Source organism: Streptomyces sp. NPDC041205 (assembly GCF_055591765.1).
Genome location: NZ_JBVIZH010000001.1, coordinates 695,128 through 712,865 on the forward strand (window position 1 = coordinate 695,128; position 17,738 = coordinate 712,865).

The 17,738-nt window shown below is 72.1% G+C and carries 14 protein-coding genes; 10 read left to right on the top strand and 4 right to left on the bottom strand.

What is annotated here, in order from left to right; translation table 11 throughout:
• The 3 genes from ACZ6BG_RS03135 (at position 1) to ACZ6BG_RS03145 (ending at position 3,411) form a co-directional block, all read left to right on the top strand.
• Complete coding sequence (locus tag ACZ6BG_RS03135) at positions 1-1,734, top strand: ABC transporter ATP-binding protein (RefSeq protein WP_468997879.1); 1,734 nt, start codon at positions 1-3, stop codon at positions 1,732-1,734.
• Entirely contained in the window at positions 1,727-2,644 is a 918-nt protein-coding gene (locus ACZ6BG_RS03140; protein ID WP_468996216.1) for an ECF transporter S component, read from the top strand. The genes ACZ6BG_RS03135 and ACZ6BG_RS03140 overlap by 8 nt, the downstream gene beginning before the upstream one ends.
• A gap of 347 nt (positions 2,645-2,991) precedes the next feature.
• On the top strand, positions 2,992-3,411 hold the full coding sequence (locus ACZ6BG_RS03145; protein WP_468449460.1) for an aggregation-promoting factor C-terminal-like domain-containing protein: 420 nt from the start codon (positions 2,992-2,994) through the stop codon (positions 3,409-3,411).
• 220 nt (positions 3,412-3,631) lie between these two features.
• Here ACZ6BG_RS03145 and ACZ6BG_RS03150 read toward each other — a convergent pair whose 3' ends face one another.
• Positions 3,632-4,801 carry a steroid 3-ketoacyl-CoA thiolase gene (locus ACZ6BG_RS03150; RefSeq protein ID WP_468996219.1) on the bottom strand — a complete coding sequence of 390 codons (1,170 nt, stop codon included), beginning with the start codon at positions 4,799-4,801 and terminating at the stop codon, positions 3,632-3,634.
• Positions 4,802-5,134: 333 nt separating this feature from the next.
• On the opposite strand from ACZ6BG_RS03150, the gene ACZ6BG_RS03155 reads away from it, so the two are divergent.
• A complete protein-coding gene (locus ACZ6BG_RS03155) occupies positions 5,135-6,379 on the top strand; it encodes a cytochrome P450 (RefSeq protein ID WP_468997881.1) in 1,245 nt (414 codons plus the stop codon).
• A gap of 204 nt (positions 6,380-6,583) precedes the next feature.
• A complete protein-coding gene (locus ACZ6BG_RS03160) occupies positions 6,584-8,230 on the top strand; it encodes a hypothetical protein (RefSeq protein WP_468996221.1) in 1,647 nt (548 codons plus the stop codon).
• Here the strand turns inward: ACZ6BG_RS03160 and ACZ6BG_RS03165 are convergent.
• Entirely contained in the window at positions 8,187-10,487 is a 2,301-nt protein-coding gene (locus tag ACZ6BG_RS03165) for a bifunctional glycosyltransferase 87/phosphatase PAP2 family protein (RefSeq protein ID WP_468996224.1), read from the bottom strand. The two genes, ACZ6BG_RS03160 and ACZ6BG_RS03165, sit on opposite strands and share 44 nt — an antisense overlap.
• A 468-nt stretch (positions 10,488-10,955) precedes the next feature.
• Here ACZ6BG_RS03165 and proP point away from each other — a divergent pair, with 468 nt between their 5' ends.
• The gene (proP, locus tag ACZ6BG_RS03170; RefSeq protein WP_468996226.1) at positions 10,956-12,386 is read left to right on the top strand and encodes a glycine betaine/L-proline transporter ProP; all 1,431 of its coding nucleotides are present in this window, start codon (positions 10,956-10,958) and stop codon (positions 12,384-12,386) included.
• Positions 12,387-12,963: 577 nt separating this feature from the next.
• On the top strand, positions 12,964-13,638 hold the full coding sequence (locus ACZ6BG_RS03175) for an O-methyltransferase (RefSeq protein WP_468996230.1): 675 nt from the start codon (positions 12,964-12,966) through the stop codon (positions 13,636-13,638).
• A gap of 32 nt (positions 13,639-13,670) precedes the next feature.
• On the opposite strand, the gene ACZ6BG_RS03180 is transcribed toward ACZ6BG_RS03175, so the two are convergent.
• Entirely contained in the window at positions 13,671-14,072 is a 402-nt protein-coding gene (locus tag ACZ6BG_RS03180; RefSeq protein ID WP_468996233.1) for an FHA domain-containing protein, read from the bottom strand.
• A 107-nt stretch (positions 14,073-14,179) separates the two neighbouring features.
• On the opposite strand from ACZ6BG_RS03180, the gene ACZ6BG_RS03185 reads away from it, so the two are divergent.
• The 3 genes from ACZ6BG_RS03185 to ACZ6BG_RS03195 all read left to right on the top strand — a co-directional run bounded on the left by ACZ6BG_RS03185 (position 14,180) and on the right by ACZ6BG_RS03195 (position 15,507).
• The gene (locus ACZ6BG_RS03185; RefSeq protein WP_468996237.1) at positions 14,180-14,584 is read left to right on the top strand and encodes a DnaJ family domain-containing protein; all 405 of its coding nucleotides are present in this window, start codon (positions 14,180-14,182) and stop codon (positions 14,582-14,584) included.
• A 63-nt stretch (positions 14,585-14,647) separates the two neighbouring features.
• Positions 14,648-14,992 (top strand): antibiotic biosynthesis monooxygenase family protein, encoded by a 345-nt coding sequence (locus ACZ6BG_RS03190; protein ID WP_468996240.1) that lies wholly within the window; start codon positions 14,648-14,650, stop codon positions 14,990-14,992.
• Positions 14,993-14,997: 5 nt separating this feature from the next.
• Positions 14,998-15,507 (top strand): GNAT family N-acetyltransferase, encoded by a 510-nt coding sequence (locus ACZ6BG_RS03195; protein ID WP_468996243.1) that lies wholly within the window; start codon positions 14,998-15,000, stop codon positions 15,505-15,507.
• A gap of 142 nt (positions 15,508-15,649) precedes the next feature.
• Here the strand turns inward: ACZ6BG_RS03195 and ACZ6BG_RS03200 are convergent, their stop codons facing one another.
• Positions 15,650-17,698, bottom strand: coding sequence for a DHA2 family efflux MFS transporter permease subunit (locus tag ACZ6BG_RS03200; protein WP_468996245.1), 2,049 nt, complete (start codon positions 17,696-17,698; stop codon positions 15,650-15,652).
• Between the last annotated feature and the right edge of the window lie 40 nt (positions 17,699-17,738).

Below are 17,738 nucleotides of genomic sequence, written 5' to 3' on the forward strand. Positions count from 1 at the left end.
ATGATCAGGTTCGAGGACGTCTCCGTACGGTACGAGGGGGCCGCCGGGCCCACCGTCCAGGGCGTCGACCTGGACGTGCCCGAGGGCGAGCTGGTGCTGCTCGTCGGCCCCTCCGGTGTCGGCAAGTCGACCCTGCTCGGCACGGTCAGCGGCCTCGTCCCGCACTTCACCGGCGGCACCCTGCGCGGCCGCGTGACCGTCGCGGGCCGCGACACCCGCACCCACAAGCCCCGCGAACTGGCCGACGTGGTCGGCACGGTGGGCCAGGACCCGCTCGCCCACTTCGTCACCGACACCGTCGAGGACGAGCTGGCGTACGGCATGGAGTCCCTCGGCATCGCCCCCGACGTGATGCGCCGCCGCGTCGAGGAGACCCTGGACCTCCTCGGCCTCGCCGAGCTGCGCGACCGCCCCATCACCACCCTCTCCGGCGGCCAGCAGCAGCGCGTCGCGATCGGCTCCGTCCTCACCCCGCACCCCCGCGTCCTCGTCCTGGACGAACCGACGTCGGCCCTCGACCCCGCCGCCGCGGAAGAGGTCCTCGCCGTCCTCCAACGCCTCGTCCACGACCTCGGCACCACCGTCCTGATGGCCGAGCACCGCCTGGAACGCGTCGTCCAGTACGCCGACCAGGTCCTCCTCCTCCCCGCCCCCGGCGAGCCCCCGCTCCTCGGCGATCCGGCCGAGGTGATGGCCGTCTCCCCCGTGTATCCGCCGGTCGTCGGCCTGGGCCGCCTGGCGGGCGTGACGCCGCTGCCGCTGACGGTGCGGGACGCGCGGCGGCGGACCGGGGGGTTGCGGGAGCGGTTGGCGTCGGTGGTGCCGGGGGCGGGCGGTGCGGGGGCCTGGGACGGCGTGGCGGCCGCGGGGCCGGATGCCGCTGTGCCCGGTGCGGCTGCGCCGGGCGCCGCGAGGCCGCAAGCCCTGAAGCCCGCAGCCCCGAAGTCGGGGAAAGCCGCGCCGGCCGACGCGCTCGCCGCCCGGGTCGGCGGGCTCGCCGTGCTCCGGGGCCGGGTCGAGGCCCTGCGCCGGGTCGACCTCACCGTCTCCCCCGGCGAGACCGTCGCCCTGATGGGCCGCAACGGCGCGGGCAAGTCCACCCTCCTGTCCACCCTGGTCGGCCTGCTGCCGCCGACCTCCGGAACCGTGCGGGTCGGCGGCGCCGCTCCGCACCGCATGCCGCCGCGCGAACTCATCCGGCACGTCGGCCTCGTACCGCAGGAGCCGCGTGATCTGCTGTACGCGGACACGGTCACGGCCGAGTGCGACGCCGCCGACCGCGACGCGGACGCGGCGCCGGGCACCTGCCGGGCCCTGGTGGCCGAGTTGGTCCCCGGCATCGCGGACGACACCCACCCCCGTGACCTGTCCGAGGGCCAGCGCCTGGCCCTCGCCCTCGCGATCGTCCTGACCGCGCGCCCGCCCCTGCTCCTGCTCGACGAGCCGACCCGCGGCCTCGACTACGCCGCCAAGGCCCGCCTGGTCACGATCCTGCGCGACCTCGCGCACCGCGGCCACGCGATCGTCCTGGCCACCCACGACGTGGAACTGGCCGCCGAGCTGGCCCACCGGGTGGTGATCCTCGCCGACGGCGAGGTGGTGGCCGACGGCCCGACGGCGGACGTCGTGGTGTCGTCCCCGTCGTTCGCGCCACAGGTCACCAAGGTCCTGGCTCCGCAGCCGTGGCTGACGGTGACGCAGGTACGGAAGGCGCTGGAGGCGACCGATGAGTAGCGCTCCGAAGGGGCGCGGGGCGGGACATGACGCGGCTCCGCCGCGTGGGCGCGCCCAGCCACAAGCGACCCGCAGCGGACAGCCGGTGCGACAGGGCGGGCAGGTGCGCCCCGTCCGGCTGGGGCGCCGGTCCATCGCCGCGCTGGCCCTGGTGAGCGCCGTCGGAGTCGTCGCCTTCGGATGGCCCCTGCTCGCCGGGTCGGACTCAGGCCTCAGCGCGCACGCGAAGGACGCCCCGTGGCTGTTCGCGGCGCTGCTCCCGCTGCTGCTCGGCGTGGTCGTGGCGACGATCGCCGACGTCGGCCTGGACGCGAAGGCCATCGCGATGCTCGGCGTGCTCGCCGCGGCCGGGGCGGCCCTGCGGCCGCTGGGCGCGGGCACGGCCGGGATCGAGCCGATGTTCTTCCTGATGGTGCTGAGCGGCCGGGTGCTCGGGCCGGGGTTCGGCTTCGTGCTGGGCGCGGTGTCGATGTTCGCGTCGGCGCTGCTCACGGGCGGTGTGGGCCCGTGGATGCCGTTCCAGATGCTGGCCATGGGGTGGGTGTGCATGGGGGCGGGACTGCTGCCGGGCCCGGACAAGCTGCGGGGGCGGGGCGAGCTGTACGTCCTGGGGGCGTACGGGGCGGTGTCCTCCGTCCTGTACGGCACCGTGATGAACCTCCAGGGCTGGCCCTACATCGGCGGCCTTGCCACCGGCGTCTCCTTCGTCCCCGGCGACCCGGTGGGCGAGAACCTCGCCCGTTTCGTCGCGTACTGCCTGGCCACCTCCCTCGGCTGGGACCTGCCGCGCGCCGTCGTCACGGTCGTCCTCAGCGTCACGCTCGGCCCGGCCGTCCTGAAGGCGCTGCGCCGGGCCACCCGGCGGGCGGCGTTCGAGACGCCGGTCACATTCGAGCCCTCGGAGCGGTGAACGGTCTTGCGCGTTCTGTGATGAAACAGGTGGGTGGCGGGTGAGGCGGCCCACAGGACTTTGGTCCTCTACTACCGGGGTTAGCAGCCGCACCCCCTTGTCGCGTACGCGCCAATCTCTGCCCTGACCTGCGGATTGAGAGCCAGATCACACGAGGGACGTCCGGCGCGGGTGCGAGTGCCACTAGTAAGAGGGGTCATTGCGGCGGCGCAACAGCCCTGCTTCTCTGGATGAGTCGCACGGCGCCGACGAGCCCACCCGGGCCTCGGCGCCGAGGCATTCCCCCCACGGTCCGCGTGACCGCGGCGTGCCCCGCGACCGCCCTGTTCCCCACCGGAAGGTCCTCTGTGTCCGTCTCGCTCCTCCGCCGCATCGCTTCCCCGAAGAAGGCCCTCGCCGCCGGCGCCGTCACGGCTGCCGCCACCGGCATGGTCTTCGCCGCGGCCCCCGCCCAGGCCGCTCCGGCGGCGGCGACCTCCGACTCGGCCAAGGCCGTGGCTCAGCGGATGATCGCCGACGACGCGCAGTTCCAGTGCTTCGACCGCATCGTCTCCCACGAGAGCGGCTGGGACGTCAACGCCAAGAACGCCTCCTCCGGCGCGTACGGCCTGGTCCAGGCCCTGCCCGGCTCGAAGATGGCCTCCGCCGGCGCCGACTGGCAGACCAACCCCGAGACCCAGATCAAGTGGGGCCACGAGTACATGAAGGACCGCTACGGCAGCCCGTGCGGCGCGTGGAGCCACTGGCAGGCCAACGGCTGGTACTGAGCCTGGCCCCTGGGCCTCGACCGGTGAAAGAGGGCGGCACCCCCCCCACGGGGTGCCGCCCTCTTTCGCGCTGCGCGCTCGTCCTCAATCGCCGGACGGGCTTTTTTTCCCACCCACCCGCCCCAGCCATTCGGCCCGACCCCTTCCGCCCCGCCCGCCCCGGCGAAGTTCCAGCCCCGGTTTCGGGAAGGGGCGGGATCGGGGAGCGCCCCGGAACCGACTACAGCCGCTGCAGAATCGTCGCCGTAGCGACCGCACCCCCCGCACACATGCACACCAGAGCGAACTCCTTGTCCGCCCGCTCCAGTTCATGAAGCGCTGTGGTCAGAAGCCGCGCCCCGGTCGCCCCGACCGGATGCCCGAGGGCGATCGCGCCCCCGTTGACGTTCACCTTCTCCAGGTCCTGCCCGAAGACCTGCGCCCAGCTCAACACCACAGCGGCGAACGCCTCGTTGATCTCGACCAGATCGATGTCCGCCAAGGACATCCCGGCCTTCCCGAGCACGGCCCGGGTCGCGTCGATGGGCCCGTCGAGGTGGAAGTGCGGATCGGCCCCGACGAGCGCCTGCGCGACGATCCGCGCCCGCGGCCGCAACCGCAGCGCCCGAGCCATCCGCTTGGAGGTCCAGAGCAGCGCCGCCGCCCCGTCGGAGATCTGGGAGGAGTTCCCGGCGGTGTGCACGGCGGTGGGCATGACGGGCTTGAGCCGCCCGAGCGCGTCCATGGAGGTGTCGCGCAGCCCTTCGTCGCGGTCGACGAGCCGCCACATCCCCTGCCCGGCGGCCTGCTCGGCCTCCGTGGTGGGGACCTGCACGGCGAACGTCTCGCGTTTGAACCGCTCCTCACCCCAGGCGACCCGCGCCCGCTCCTGCGAGATGAGCCCGAGGGAGTCGACGTTCTCCCGGCTGAGCCCCCGCTTGCGGGCGATCCGCTCGGCCGCCTCGAACTGGTTGGGCAGGTCGATGTTCCACTCGTCGGGGAACGGCTTGCCGGGCCCGTGCTTGGAGGCGGACCCGAGCGGCACCCGCGACATGGACTCGACGCCGCAGCTGATGCCGACATCGATGACCCCGCCCGCGACCATGTTGGCGACCATGTGCGAGGCCTGCTGGGACGAGCCGCACTGGCAGTTGACCGTCGTCGCCCCCGTCTCGTACGGCAGGCCCATCGTGAGCCACGCGGTGCGCGCCGGGTTCGCGGACTGCTCGCCGGCCTGGGTGACGGCGCCGCCGACGATCTGCTCGACGCAGTCGGCGTGGATGCCGGTGCGGCCGAGGAGTTCGCGGTAGGTCTCGCCGAGGAGATAGGCGGGATGGAGGTTGGCGAGCGCACCCCCGCGCTTGCCGATCGGCGTGCGTACGGCTTCGACGATCACAGGTTCAGCGGCCACTAGCCCGTCCTCTCCATCCGCATCCCGCGGGACGTCCCGGCATCCCCCGCACCGTAACTAGTACGCGTTCTAGTTATGTCGACAGTCTGCTGAGCCGGACCCCGTCGCCGCAAGGGTCGTGCACGCACCACCCGCACAACCGAAGCCGGAAGGGATCCCGTCACGGGCCTTGCGACTTGTAGAACCCGTTATTACGTTGCGACGCATCTCCTGATGGACCGTCAGACGACGATGGACCGTCGGACGACCGCCAGACAACGTGACCGCACCCGAGCACCACCCGGCACCACAGCCCCCGCAGTCATGCACGTCCCGAAACACCTGGAGTTGCCGATGCCCTGTCCCGCGCTGCCCGACGGGTTCGACTTCACCGATCCCGATGTGCTGCAAGACCGCGTGCCCTTCCCGGAGTTCGCGCGGCTCCGGCAGTCGGAGCCGGTGCGCTGGATCGCCCAGCGGCCCGGCATCGCCGGTTTCGAGGACGCGGGATACTGGGCCGTGACCCGGCACGCCGACGTCAAGTACGTCTCCACGCACCCGGAGTTGTTCTCCTCGAACCTCAACACCGCCGTCATCCGCTTCAACGAGTCGATCAGCCGCGACCAGATCGAGGTCCAGAAGCTGATCATGCTCAACATGGACCCGCCCGAGCACACCCGGGTGCGCCAGATCGTGCAGCGCGGCTTCACCCCGCGCGCCATCCGCTCCCTGGAGGACGCGCTGCGCAGCCGCGCCCACCGGATCGTCGCATCCGCCCTGGAGAGCGCCGCCGACGACGGCTCGTTCGACTTCGTCACCCGGGTCGCGGTCGAGCTTCCGCTGCAGGCCATCGCGGAACTGATCGGCGTACCGCAGGAGGACCGCTCGAAGATCTTCGACTGGTCCAACAAGATGGCGGCGTACGACGATCCGGAGTACGCGATCACGGAGGAAGTCGGCGCCGAGGCCGCCATGGAGATCGTGTCGTACGCGATGAACCTGGCCGCCGCCCGCAAGGAGTGCCCGGCCAAGGACATCGTCAGCCAACTGGTCGCGGCGGAGGGCGAGGGGAACCTGTCCTCCGACGAGTTCGGGTTCTTCGTGATCCTGCTGGCCGTCGCGGGCAACGAGACCACCCGCAACGCGATCACGCACGGCATGCACGCCTTCCTCACCCACCCCGGCCAGTGGGAGCTGTTCAAGCGCGAGCGCCCGGCGACGACCGCCGAGGAGATCGTGCGCTGGGGCACGCCCGTGGTGTCGTTCCAGCGCACCGCCACCCAGGACACCGAACTCGGGGACGCCCGGATCAAGAAGGGCGACCGCGTCGGAATCTTCTATTCCTCCGCCAATCACGATCCCGAGGTCTTCGAGAACCCCGACGTGTTCGACATCACGCGGGATCCGAACCCCCATCTCGGCTTCGGCGGCGGGGGCCCGCACTTCTGCCTCGGCAAATCCCTCGCCGTCCTGGAAATCAACCTGATCTTCCAGGCGATCGCCGAGGCCATGCCCACGCTCCACCTGGTCGGCGACCCCCGCCGACTGCGCTCGGCCTGGCTCAACGGAGTCAAGGAACTCCAGGTCAGCACCCGCTGACCCCGCTGACGGGAGGCAGGGGCACACCCCTACGCCCCGCCCCTGCCTCTCCGCCGCTCCGCCCCTTCCCCCGCGCGGAAACGGACCGAAGAAATCCGCCAAATGTTCACTTGATCGGCATTCACCGCCAACGTTTTCGTCGAACAAAGCGTCTTGGGAGGTGTACTTGAGCCCTCCGACCCTCCAAGACGTCGAACGGAAACGGTGACCGTGGTCTCTGCCGACCTCTCGATCCTCCCTACCGGCAGTTCACCCACCGAACGGAAGAATCCCTTCCGCCGTGCCGTCCGCGCCGTCCGTTCCTTCTGCCGACGCCACCGCGTCCCGGTCCTCGCCACCGCGCCCACCCTTCCCCTGTACGTGGTGTGGGCGGCGTTCCTCGCCACCGGCGGCGGCGACCTCGCCGCCCAGCAGGCCTGGGCCAGATTCGCCTCCGACCACGGCTCGGCGGCGTACAGCCTCTTCTGGTACGGCGGCATGCACACCGCCAACTACAGCCTGATATCTCCGTACTTGATGGCCGCGATCGGCGTGAAGACCGTCACGGTCCTGTCCGGCGTCGCGGGGGCCTGGCTGGTCGCCGTGCTCATCGAGCGCGCGGGCGTGCCCCGCCCGCTGTGGCCCGCGGTCCTCGCCTCCCTCGCCGTGTGGTGCAACGTCGCCTCCGGACGCACCACGTTCGCCCTCGGCCTCGCCTTCGGGCTCGGCGCGGTCCTCGCGGTGCTGTGCGCGAAGCGCCTCGCCGTCGCGGTGGTGTGCTCGGCGCTCGCCACCATGGCCTCCCCTGTGGCGGGCCTGTTCCTGCTCGTCGTGGGGTCGGGCTACTTCTTCGTACGGGAATGGGGGCGCGCCGCGGCGCTGCTCGCGCCGCCGGTCGTGGTGGTCGGAGTGACGACCGTGCTCTTCCCCTTCAAGGGCGAGCATCTGATGTGGGCGGACCGGATCTTCCCGCCGGTGTTCTTCAGCCTCGTCCTGGTGGTGGCGGGGCCGCGGGAGTGGCGGGTGCTGCGGTGGGGGGCGGGGGTGTACGCGGTGGGGACCGTCCTGACGTATCTCATCCCGTCACCGATCGGCACGAACGTCGAGCGCCTCGCCGAACTCGTCGCGCCCGCCCTGCTGCTCGCGGCCCTGCTGACCCCGGCGCTGCCCGTGATGCGGCGGATGGCGCTCGTGACGGCCCTGGTGCTCTCGACGGCGTGGGTCGCGCAGAAGACGGCCGACGACCTGGAGGTGTCCACCGTCGTCCCGGCCTGGGCGACGGACACCCAGGCCGTCGTCAGCGAACTGAAGCGGCTCGGCGCCGACCGGGGCCGGGTCGAGGTCGTACCGGCCCGCAACCACCGCGAGGCCACCGCGCTCGCCCCGTACGTGAACATGGCGCGCGGCTGGAACCGCCAGCTCGACATCGAGCGCGGCCGCCTCTTCTACGACGGCTCGTTCTCCGCCACGACCTACCGCGCCTGGCTCGACAAGTGGGCGGTCGGCTTCGTCGTGCTGCCCTCGGGGCGGCCCGACGGGCCCGCGCTCGACGAGGCCGCGCTGGTCAGGAGCGGCCCGAAGTGGCTTGAGCCGGTGTGGAAGGACGAGCACTGGCGGATCTTCCGGGTGAGGAACGCGGTGCCGATGGCGTCGGCGCCCGCCTCCGTCGTCCGCTCCACCAGCACCGACGTGGTGGTGCGGGTGCCGGAGCGGGGCTCGGTGACCGTGCGGATCGTGTACTCGCCGTGGCTTCGGGCCGAGGGTGCGTGCCTGAAGCCGGACGGCGAGTTCACGGAGCTGACGGTCCAGACGCCCGGCACCTACCGGATCAGCTCGGGGTACGGTCGCCCTTCGCGTCCTTCGGTGTGCTGACCGGGCCGTCCGGTTCCCGGGGGCCGTCCCCCGCACCCGACGGCTCCTCGACGGCGACCTTCGCCTTCGCGGCCTTGGGCTCCACGGACTTCGACTCCACGGCCTTGGGCTCCACGGACTTCGACTCCACGGCCTTGGGCTCCACGGACTTCGGCTCGACGCCCTGCGGCTCCGCGACCCCGGCTCCCGCCACCGCGGGCCGCGGCCCCTTCCCGAACCTCTGCCCGAGGCCCTTGCCCAGGCCCTTCCCGAGCCCCGTCCCGCTCGTGAGGACCTGCTTCACCCGCGGCCCCTGGAGCAGATACGTCAGCCCGAACCCGGCGCCGACGACGGCCGCGCCGCCCACCGCGTCGAGGATCCAGTGGTTGCCGGTGCCGACGATCGCGCACACCGTGAAGAACGGGTGCAGCAGGCCGAGGGCCTTCATCCACCACTTGGGCGCGAGGATCGCGATGGTCAGACCGCACCACAGCGACCAGCCGAAGTGCAGCGAGGGCATCGCCGCGTACTGGTTGGTGAGCTGGGTGAGCGTGCCGTAGTCCGGCTGCGAGAAGTCCTGCGGGCCGTGGATGGTGTCGATGAAGCCCAGGTCCTCCATCAGGCGTGGCGGCGCGAGCGGGTAGCCCCAGAAGCCGACGAGCGCGAGCAGCGTGGCGAAGCCGAGCGCGGAGCGCGCCCAGCGGTACTGGGCGGGGCGGCGCAGATACAGGATCGCGAGGACGCTCAGCGGGACCACGAAGTGGAACGACGTGTAGTAGAAGTTGAAGAAGCTCTCCATCCACGGCGTGCGCGCCGTCAGGTGGTTGAACCAGTGCTCGATGTCGATGTGCAGGAACTGCTCGATGGAGTGGATCTGCTCGCCGTGCGTCTCGGCCCGCTCCCGGCCGCCGGAGATGGTGCCGCCGGTCGCAGCGAGCCGGGTCTGCTGGTACGCGGAGTAGCCGACGCGGATGAGGAGCAGTTCGAGGAGCAGGTTCGGGCGGGTGAGCACGCGCCGCCAGAACGGGAACAGCGGCACCCACTTCCAGCGCGCGGGGACGGGATCGGCGTACGAGGTGGGGATCGGCCGCTGGTACTCGGGAGCCGTCCGGGACAGGAACGGCACGATCAGCGCGGAGGCGAGCGCGGCGAGCAGGATGACGTTGTCGCGCAGCGGATCGAGGACCGACATGTTCGGCAGCATCATCTTCGACGGCAGCGTCATCACCAGGACGACGGCGATCGGCCACACGTACCGGTCGGAGGCCCGCTTGCCGACCCGGCCGACGACGGCGAGCAGCAGCCACAGGAGCTGGTGCTGCCAACTGGTCGGGGACACGGCGATGGCGACGCAGCCGGTGAGCGCGACGGCCAGGAGCAGTTGCCCGTCGCGCGCGTACCGCACGGCCCGGCGCAGTCCGAGGAAGGCGACGCCGGCGCTCAGGCCGAGGAAGAGCCCTATTTCGAGCGGTCCCTCCAGGCCGAGGCGGAGCAGGGCGCCGTGCAGCGACTGGTTGGCGTTGGCGTCCGGGTTGGCGCCGAGACCGGCGCCCGCCAGGTGGTGGATCCAGTACGTCCACGAGTCGTGCGGCATGGCCGCCCAGGCGACGGCGGTGGCGGCGGCGAAGGTGGCACCCGAGGACAGCGCGGCCTTCTTGCGTCCGGTGAACCACAGCAGCGGCGCGAACAGGAGCACGGTGGGCTGCAGGGCCGCGGCGAGGCCGATGAGGACGCCGCTGGCCCGCTCCCCGCGCACGGCGAAGCAGCCGAGCAGGACGAGCAGGACGGGGATGATGCTGGTCTGGCCCAGGTGCAGGGTGTTGCGCACCGGCAGGGACAGCATGAGCAGGGAGATCGCGAGGGGGGCCGCGAGCAGCGAGGTGCGGCGCGAGACCGGCTGCGGCAGCGCGCGGGCGGCGACCAGGCCGAGGACCACGACGAGGCCGAGGGTGCCGAAGGTCCAGGCCCAGCCGAGGGCGTCCTCGGCGAAGCGGGCGAAGGGCTTGAGGACTAGTCCGGCGAAGGGCGTGCCGGTGAACTTGTCCGTGTCGTACAGCGAGCCGTTCACGTGCAGCACGCCGTTCGGCCCGACCCAGGTCTCCCAGTCGGTCAGGCGCTCGCCCTTGGGGGTGCGCAGGACGACGGCCACCTGTCGGACGGCCAGGACGGCGGCGATCAGCCAGAGGGCGACACGGACCGCTCCGATGCGCCCCTCGGGTGTCCCGGATGCCCCCGTGCCCAAGGCATTCCCCGGCCCCCTGTGCTCAACATTCGCCACGCCCTGTCGGCCCTCCCGCCCCATCCGTCATCCTTGATCAAAGTGCCAGGAGATTCCTGATCTCACCCAAAGAGGCTCGCATGCCCCTGAGTGAGACGCGCGCAACCCCCGGTTCGCCTGGCAGTCACACCCGCTTTCTACCGGCTTTTGTGCGCCGGTGCCCAACCGCCCCGCTGCGACCGTGCTGCTCGGTGGCCGTTTTCGGAGCGGGCCCGGGGGCTGGTTCCCCCGATTCCACGGGACTCATTCAGGCAAGGACGGCGGGCACCCCCCTGCCCGGTTCCCCCGCCCGGACGCGACATAGATCACATGAGGCCCATGCCGCCTCCGCCGGAAGTAACCCCGTTTGGCCTGAATACAGCGCGATTGCGGACACTGCGCGATCACTTCCGCACCCCCCGTAATGATGGTTACTGCACCTAAGGTCACCGGGTCCTTGTCGTCCACGAAAGGCAGGCGAGCGAGCCCTTGCCGACCGCGCAACACGTCGGACCCCGCACCCCCGCGGCCCCCTCCCCCACCGGTCCCGGCCCCGCCCCCACGGCGGCGTCCCGACCCGCCGCGGAAGCCACCGTCACCGACCCGGCACTGGTCAAGCGCGCGGTGAAGGCCGCCGCGCTCGGCAACGCCATGGAGTGGTTCGACTTCGGGGTCTACAGCTACATCGCGGTCACCCTCGGCAAGGTCTTCTTCCCCTCCGGCAACCCCACCGCCCAGTTGCTCTCGACGTTCGGCGCCTTCGCCGCGGCCTTCCTGATCCGCCCGCTCGGCGGCATGGTCTTCGGCCCTCTCGGCGACCGCGTGGGCCGCCAGAAGGTCCTCGCCCTCACCATGATCATGATGGCGGCGGGCACGTTCGCGATCGGCCTGATCCCCTCGTACGCCACCATCGGCGTCTGGGCGCCGATCCTGCTCCTGGCCGCCCGCCTGGTCCAGGGCTTCTCCACCGGCGGCGAGTACGCGGGCGCCGCCACGTTCATCGCCGAGTACGCGCCCGACAAGAAGCGCGGCTTCCTCGGCAGCTGGCTGGAATTCGGCACCCTCGCCGGATACATCGGCGGCGCGGGCCTCGTGACCCTGATGACGGCCCTGCTCTCCAGCGACGACCTGCAGTCCTGGGGCTGGCGCATCCCGTTCCTGATCGCCGGGCCCATGGGCCTCATCGGCCTCTACCTCTGCATGCGCCTGGAGGAGACCCCGGCGTTCGCCGCGCAACTGGCCAAGGCCCACGAGGACGAGCAGTCGCGGCCCAAGGTCCGGCTCCGGGACCTGGTCGCCGGCCAGTGGCGGGCCCTGCTCCTGTGCGTCGGCCTGGTCCTGGTCTTCAACGTCACCGACTACATGCTCCTGTCGTACATGCCGAGCTACCTCACCGGCGAGCTGGAGTACGACGAGACGCACGGGCTGCTCGTCGTGCTCGTCGTCATGGCCCTGATGATGTGCGCCCAGCCGTTCGTCGGCGCCCTGACCGACCGCGTCGGCCGCCGGCCGGTCATCGCCACGGGCTGCGCCGGGTTCCTGCTTCTCTCCGTCCCCGCCCTGCTCCTGATCCGCGACGGCTCCCTGTGGGCCATCGGCCTCGGCATGGCGGCCCTCGGCCTGCTCCTGGTCTGCTTCACCGCGTCCATGCCCGCCACCCTCCCCGCCCTCTTCCCCACCCCCGTCCGCTACGGCTCCCTCTCCATCGGCTTCAACGTCTCCGTCTCGATCTTCGGCGGCACGACCCCCCTGGTCGTCACGGCCCTGATCGGCGCCACGGGCGACGTGATGATGCCCGCGTACTACATGATGGCGGCGGCGGTGATCGGCGGCGTGGCCGTCTGGTACCTGAAGGAGTCGGCGGGCCGGCCCCTCCCGGGCTCCCCGCCGGCGCTGGAGGCCCCGGCCGAACCGGCTTGACCGCGGCCGCGGCCTGGCTCGTCCTCGAAGTCGGGACAGGCTCCCACCCGCCCACCCGCCCCGACTTGTCCCGCCCTGATCGACGGCCCGGCACCTCCAGCCCCGAAGGGGGCGCCCCCGCATCGCGCTCCGCGCTCGTCCTCAAACGCCGGACGGGCTTTCCCCCACCCACCCGCCCCCACCAATACTTCGGCCGGGCCGGCCCGCACCGCCTGCCAGGCGCCATTCAGCCCACCTCGGCGAAGCCTTCAACCCGCCGCGCCGAGGATTTCAGCCCATCTCGCCGAGGATTTCAGCCCACCACGGCGAAGATTCCAGCCCGTCCGGCGCTTGAGGACGAGGCGCGGAGCGCCGATTCGGCGGCGGCCCGTCCCACCCGCACATGCGGCCTGCCCGGCACCTTCCAGCCCGTCCGGCGTTTGAGGACGAGGCGCGGAGCGCCGATTCGGGGGCGCCCCCGGCCCACGGCAAGGGGACACCCACCCCCGGGGTCCAGGGGCGCAGCCCCGGTTTCGGGAAGGGGCGGGGTTGGGGAATGCTCAGCGCAGCGCCGTCCGACCCCAAGGAGCAAGCTCGCATGAGCCCCGACCCCACCCTCTGGGACACCGTCGACCACTACTTCACCGACCTCCTCACCCCCGCGGACCCCGCCCTCACCACCGCACTCCAGGACAGCGAAGCGGCCGGCCTGCCGGCCATCGCCGTCGCCCCCAACCAGGGCAAACTCCTCCACCTCCTGGCCCAGCTCCAGGGCGCCCACCGCATCCTGGAGATCGGCACCCTGGGCGGCTACAGCACGATCTGGCTGGCCAGGGCCCTCCCCGCCGACGGCCACCTGATCACCCTGGAGTACAGCCCCGAACACGCCGAGGTGGCCCGAGCCAACCTCGCCCGCGCCGACCTCGACAAGATCACCGAGGTCCGCACGGGCCCGGCCCTGACCTCCCTGGCCGCCCTGCACGATGAGGCCCCGGCCCCCTTCGACCTGGTCTTCATCGACGCGGACAAGGCCAACAACGCGAACTACCTGGAGTGGTCCCTCAGGCTGACCCGCCCGGGCAGCCTGATCATCATCGACAACGTCGTCCGCGGCGGCGCCGTCACCGACGCCACCAGCGACGACCCGAACGTCCGCGGCACCCGCGCCGCCCTGGACCTGATCGCGAGCCACCCGAAGCTGGACGGCACGGCGGTGCAGACGGTCGGCACGAAGGGCTACGACGGCTTCGCGCTGGCCCGCGTACTGGACTGAAGGACAGGCTCCGAGCCCGGCGCCGCCGCCGCTCAATCCTCGTGGTAGAAGCCCACGTTGACGCTGCGCGGCCCCGACCGGTCCTGCACGACGACCTCACCGGAGCCGCCCCGGGGCAACGGCGTCGTCCCTCCGTACGCGAGGGGCACCGCCGTCCCTCCGGCCAGGATCCGCACCTCGGACGCCGGATCGGGCTGGGAGCCGCGCACCCAGGTCACCGTCCACGCGCCGTCGACGCGACAGCGGAACTCCAGGTGCGTACGGGAGACGAACAGCCAGTCCTGCGGCGGCGCCAGCCGGCACACCGTGCGGTCGCGCCCCACGCGGAGCACCGCGCCGGGCTCGCTCGGCTCCTCCGCGAGCAGCATCCCCGCGGTCGCTCCCGCGTCCGCGTCCGACACCTCCGACACCATCGCCATGGTGAGTTCAAGCACCTGGGTACCCCCTGACCCGAAGTCCGGACAACCGGCCGCATCCTAGCCCCGCGGCGTCGCGGGCCCGTGGCTCCGCGCCGCCGGGGGCCCTCTGCCACCATGGTCGTATGACTGAACGGAAGCCACCGGGAGTCAACTTCGAGTCCTGGGTCGACAAGCAGATCCGTGAGGCGGAGGAGCGGGGCGACTTCGCCGCCCTGCCCGGACGCGGCAAGCCCCTGCCGGAGGATCCCGGCGCGGCGTACGACGAACTGTGGTGGGTCAAACGGAAGCTGGCCCGTGAGGGCATGGGCGCCCTGTCCCCGACCCTGGCCCTGCGCAAGGAAGCCGAGGACGTCCTCGCGGCCGCCGCCGACGCCCCCTCGGAATCCATGGCCCGCCGCCTGGTCACCGACCTCAACGACAAGATCCGCGAGGCCCTGCGCACCCCGCCCCCGGGCCCGCCGCTCGGCCTGCGCCCCTTCGACGTCGACGAGGTCGCCCGGGACTGGCGGCAGCGGCACGAAGGCTGAGCCCCACGAGGCGTTGGCGGGGCGGGCGTCACGCCCGCGCGGGCGTGCGCGACGATGGTCCCCATGAGCATCGTGAAGATCAACGTCCTGACCGTGCCCGCGGAGCAGCGCGAGGTCCTGGAGCGCAGGTTCGCTTCCCGCGCGGGAGCCGTCGAGAGCTCGGACGGCTTCGAGTGGTTCGAGCTGCTCCGCCCCGTCGAGGGCACCGACCAGTACCTGGTGTACACGCGCTGGCGCGACGAGGCGGCCTTCCAGGCGTGGATGGAGGGCCCGATGAAGGCGGCGCACCAGGGCGGGGGCGGCGGGCAGGCCGAGGGCGAGCGCCCCAAGCCGGCGTCGTCCAGCTCCGCCGTCTGGACCTTCGAGGTGGTCCAGCAGGCGGCGCCGGTGGCCGGGGCAGAGGACTGACGCTCATGCGCACCCCTTCCTCCTGGACCATAGCCCCCGAACCGGTCGACTCGGCGGTGGCCGTCGCGCTGTGGCGCGCGTACTACACCGAGGTCAGCGACCGGTGGTACGAGCTGCACGAGGGGCGCGCCACCGACCCCGCCGAGCTGGAGCGCGAGATCGCGGCGGGCGCGGGGGCGGGGCTCACACCGCCCCGTGGTGTGCTGCTGCTCGCCCGCTGGGACGGCGAGCCCGCGGGCACGGCCGGGGTGCGCCTCGTGGACGACGGCACCGCCGAGCTGACGCGTGTGTTCGTCGCGGCGGGGCTGCGCGGCAAGGGCGGCGGCTCGGTGCTTCTCGACGCCGCGGAGGAGGCCGCCCGCGGGCTGGGGGCGACCCGCGTCCGCCTCGACACCCGGAACGACCTGGTCGAGGCGCGGGCCCTGTACGCGCGGCACGGGTATGTGGAGGGGCCGCGGCACAACTCCGACCCGTACGCGGAGCATTGGTTCCGCAAGGAGTTGTCGGCGGGGTAGGGCACCACGGCGGACGCTAGGCGCTCCGCTGGAGGTGCGGCGACATGCCGTCGATCGTCTGCGGCACCGACGTGGCTGGTCGCGCAGTTCCCCGCGCCCCTTCAGGGCGCGGCCGAACCGCAGCCGACTTCGCCGGACCCGCCTAGCGGACCGGCCCCCGGCTGCCGGAGGGCCGCTCCGCGTCCGACCCGCACATCTCCGCCCCCAACTCCTCGACCAGCCGCATGAGATCGGTGGGCCGCCCGGGCCCCCACCAGTCCCCGAGCAGTTCGGCGAGCGACTCCTCCCGCGCCTTCGCGAGGTTCTCGGCCACCTCCCTGCCGGAGTCGGAGAGGCGCAGGCCGAGGCCCTGGCGGATGGCCAGACGCCGTTCCTCCAGTTGCCGTGAGGCCTGCGTGACGACGGTGAGGGGGATCATGCTGCGCTCGGCGAGCGTGGCCGGTTCGACGTGCCCGTGCCGGGCGATCCGCAGGAGCATCCAACTGGCGGCGGGCAGCAGGTCGTACCCGGCCCGCCCGGTGATGCGGACGTACACCTCGCGCCGCCCCTCCCGCGTCCCGAGCAGGGACAGCGCGCGTGCCACCTCGTCGTAGGAGGACCGTTCGACGGGGTTGCTGGCGAGCGTCTGGGTGGGGTCGGGCGCGGTGACGGCCCCGCGCAGCCGGTCCTCGCGCAGGAACCAGGCGAGGACGAAGGCGACGAGGGCGACCGGCGCCGCGTACAGGAAGACGTCGGTGATGGCGGACGAGTAGGCGTGGAGCACTCCGGGCCGCAGCCCGGCGGGCAGTTCGGCGATGCCGCGCGGGTCGGCCTTGAGGGAGTCGGTGGTGACGCCGGCGGGCAGGTCCTGCCCGCGCAGGGCGTCGGTGAGCTTGTCCCCGAGCCTGCCGGTGAACACGGTGCCGAAGACGGCGACGCCGAACGACGCGCCGATGGACCGGAAGAACGTGGCGCCGGAGGTGGCGACGCCGAGGTCCTCGTAGCCGACGGCGTTCTGCACGATGAGGACGAGGACCTGCATGACGAGCCCGAGGCCGAGGCCGAAGACGAAGAAGTAGGCGCTCATCTCGCCGGTGGGGCTGTTCTCATCGAGCTGGTGCAGCAGGAGCAGGCCGAGGGTGGTGACGGCGGTGCCCGCGACGGGGAACACCTTCCAGCGCCCGGTGCGGCTGACGATCTGCCCGGACACGGTCGACGCGAGCAGCAGCCCGACGACCATGGGCAGCATGTGGACGCCGGACATGGTCGGCGAGACGCCCTGGACGACCTGGAGGAACGTCGGCAGGTAGGTCATCGCGCCGAACATCGCGAAGCCGACGACGAAGCTGATGACGGCGGACAGGGTGAAGGTGCGGATCCGGAACAGCTTCAGCGGGATGACGGGCTCCGCGGCCTTGCGCTCCACCGCCACGAAGCACACCGCGAGCACCGCGCCGAGCACGGCGAGCCCGATGATCTGCGGCGAGCCCCAGCCCCAGGTCGTACCGCCGAGCGATGCGACGAGGACGAGGCAGGTGGCGACGGAGGCGATCAGGAAGGTGCCCAGGTAGTCGATGACGTGCCGGGCCCGGCTCGCCGGGATGTGCAGCGCGGCGGCGATGACGACGAGCGCGACGACGCCGATGGGCAGGTTGACGTAGAAGACCCAGCGCCAGCTGAGGTGCTCGGTGAAGAGGCCGCCGAGGAGCGGCCCGAGGACGCTGGTCGCGCCGAAGACGGCACCGAACAGGCCCTGGTACTTGCCGCGTTCGCGGGGCGACACCAGGTCTCCGACGATCGCCATGGACAGCACCATGAGGCCGCCGCCGCCGAGGCCCTGCAGCGCCCGGAACCCGATGAGCTGCGGCATGTTCTGGGCGACTCCGCACAGCGCCGAGCCGATCAGGAAGATCACGATGGCGGTCTGGAAGAGCTTCTTGCGGCCGTACTGGTCGCCGAGCTTGCCCCACAGCGGGGTGGCGGCGGTCGCGGCCAGCATGTACGCGGTGACGACCCACGACAGGTGGTCGAGGCCGCCTAGGTCGCTGACGATGGTCGGCAGCGCGGTGGAGACGATGGTCTGGTCGAGGGCGGCGAGGAGCATGCCGAGGAGCAGGGCCCCGATGGAGACCAGTACGCCGCCGCCCACGTGCTCCGGAGGTCCTTTGCCGGGCCGCGGCCCGGCCGGGCGGGTGCTCACGTCCTGCGTCATGGACACCTCCTGCGGTGCTTCCACCTTCCATCGTGGTCCG

What these genes read in the sequence shown, in the direction of transcription:
- ACZ6BG_RS03195 (WP_468996243.1), top strand. Translation starts at nt 14,998, where the DNA reads ATGCGCACCCCTTCCTCCTGGACCATAGCCCCCGAACCGGTCGACTCG.
- ACZ6BG_RS03200 (WP_468996245.1), bottom strand. Translation starts at nt 17,698, where the DNA reads ATGACGCAGGACGTGAGCACCCGCCCGGCCGGGCCGCGGCCCGGCAAA.
- ACZ6BG_RS03135 (WP_468997879.1), top strand. Translation starts at nt 1, where the DNA reads ATGATCAGGTTCGAGGACGTCTCCGTACGGTACGAGGGGGCCGCCGGG.
- ACZ6BG_RS03175 (WP_468996230.1), top strand. Translation starts at nt 12,964, where the DNA reads ATGAGCCCCGACCCCACCCTCTGGGACACCGTCGACCACTACTTCACC.
- ACZ6BG_RS03140 (WP_468996216.1), top strand. Translation starts at nt 1,727, where the DNA reads ATGAGTAGCGCTCCGAAGGGGCGCGGGGCGGGACATGACGCGGCTCCG.
- ACZ6BG_RS03155 (WP_468997881.1), top strand. Translation starts at nt 5,135, where the DNA reads ATGCCCTGTCCCGCGCTGCCCGACGGGTTCGACTTCACCGATCCCGAT.
- ACZ6BG_RS03190 (WP_468996240.1), top strand. Translation starts at nt 14,648, where the DNA reads ATGAGCATCGTGAAGATCAACGTCCTGACCGTGCCCGCGGAGCAGCGC.
- ACZ6BG_RS03185 (WP_468996237.1), top strand. Translation starts at nt 14,180, where the DNA reads ATGACTGAACGGAAGCCACCGGGAGTCAACTTCGAGTCCTGGGTCGAC.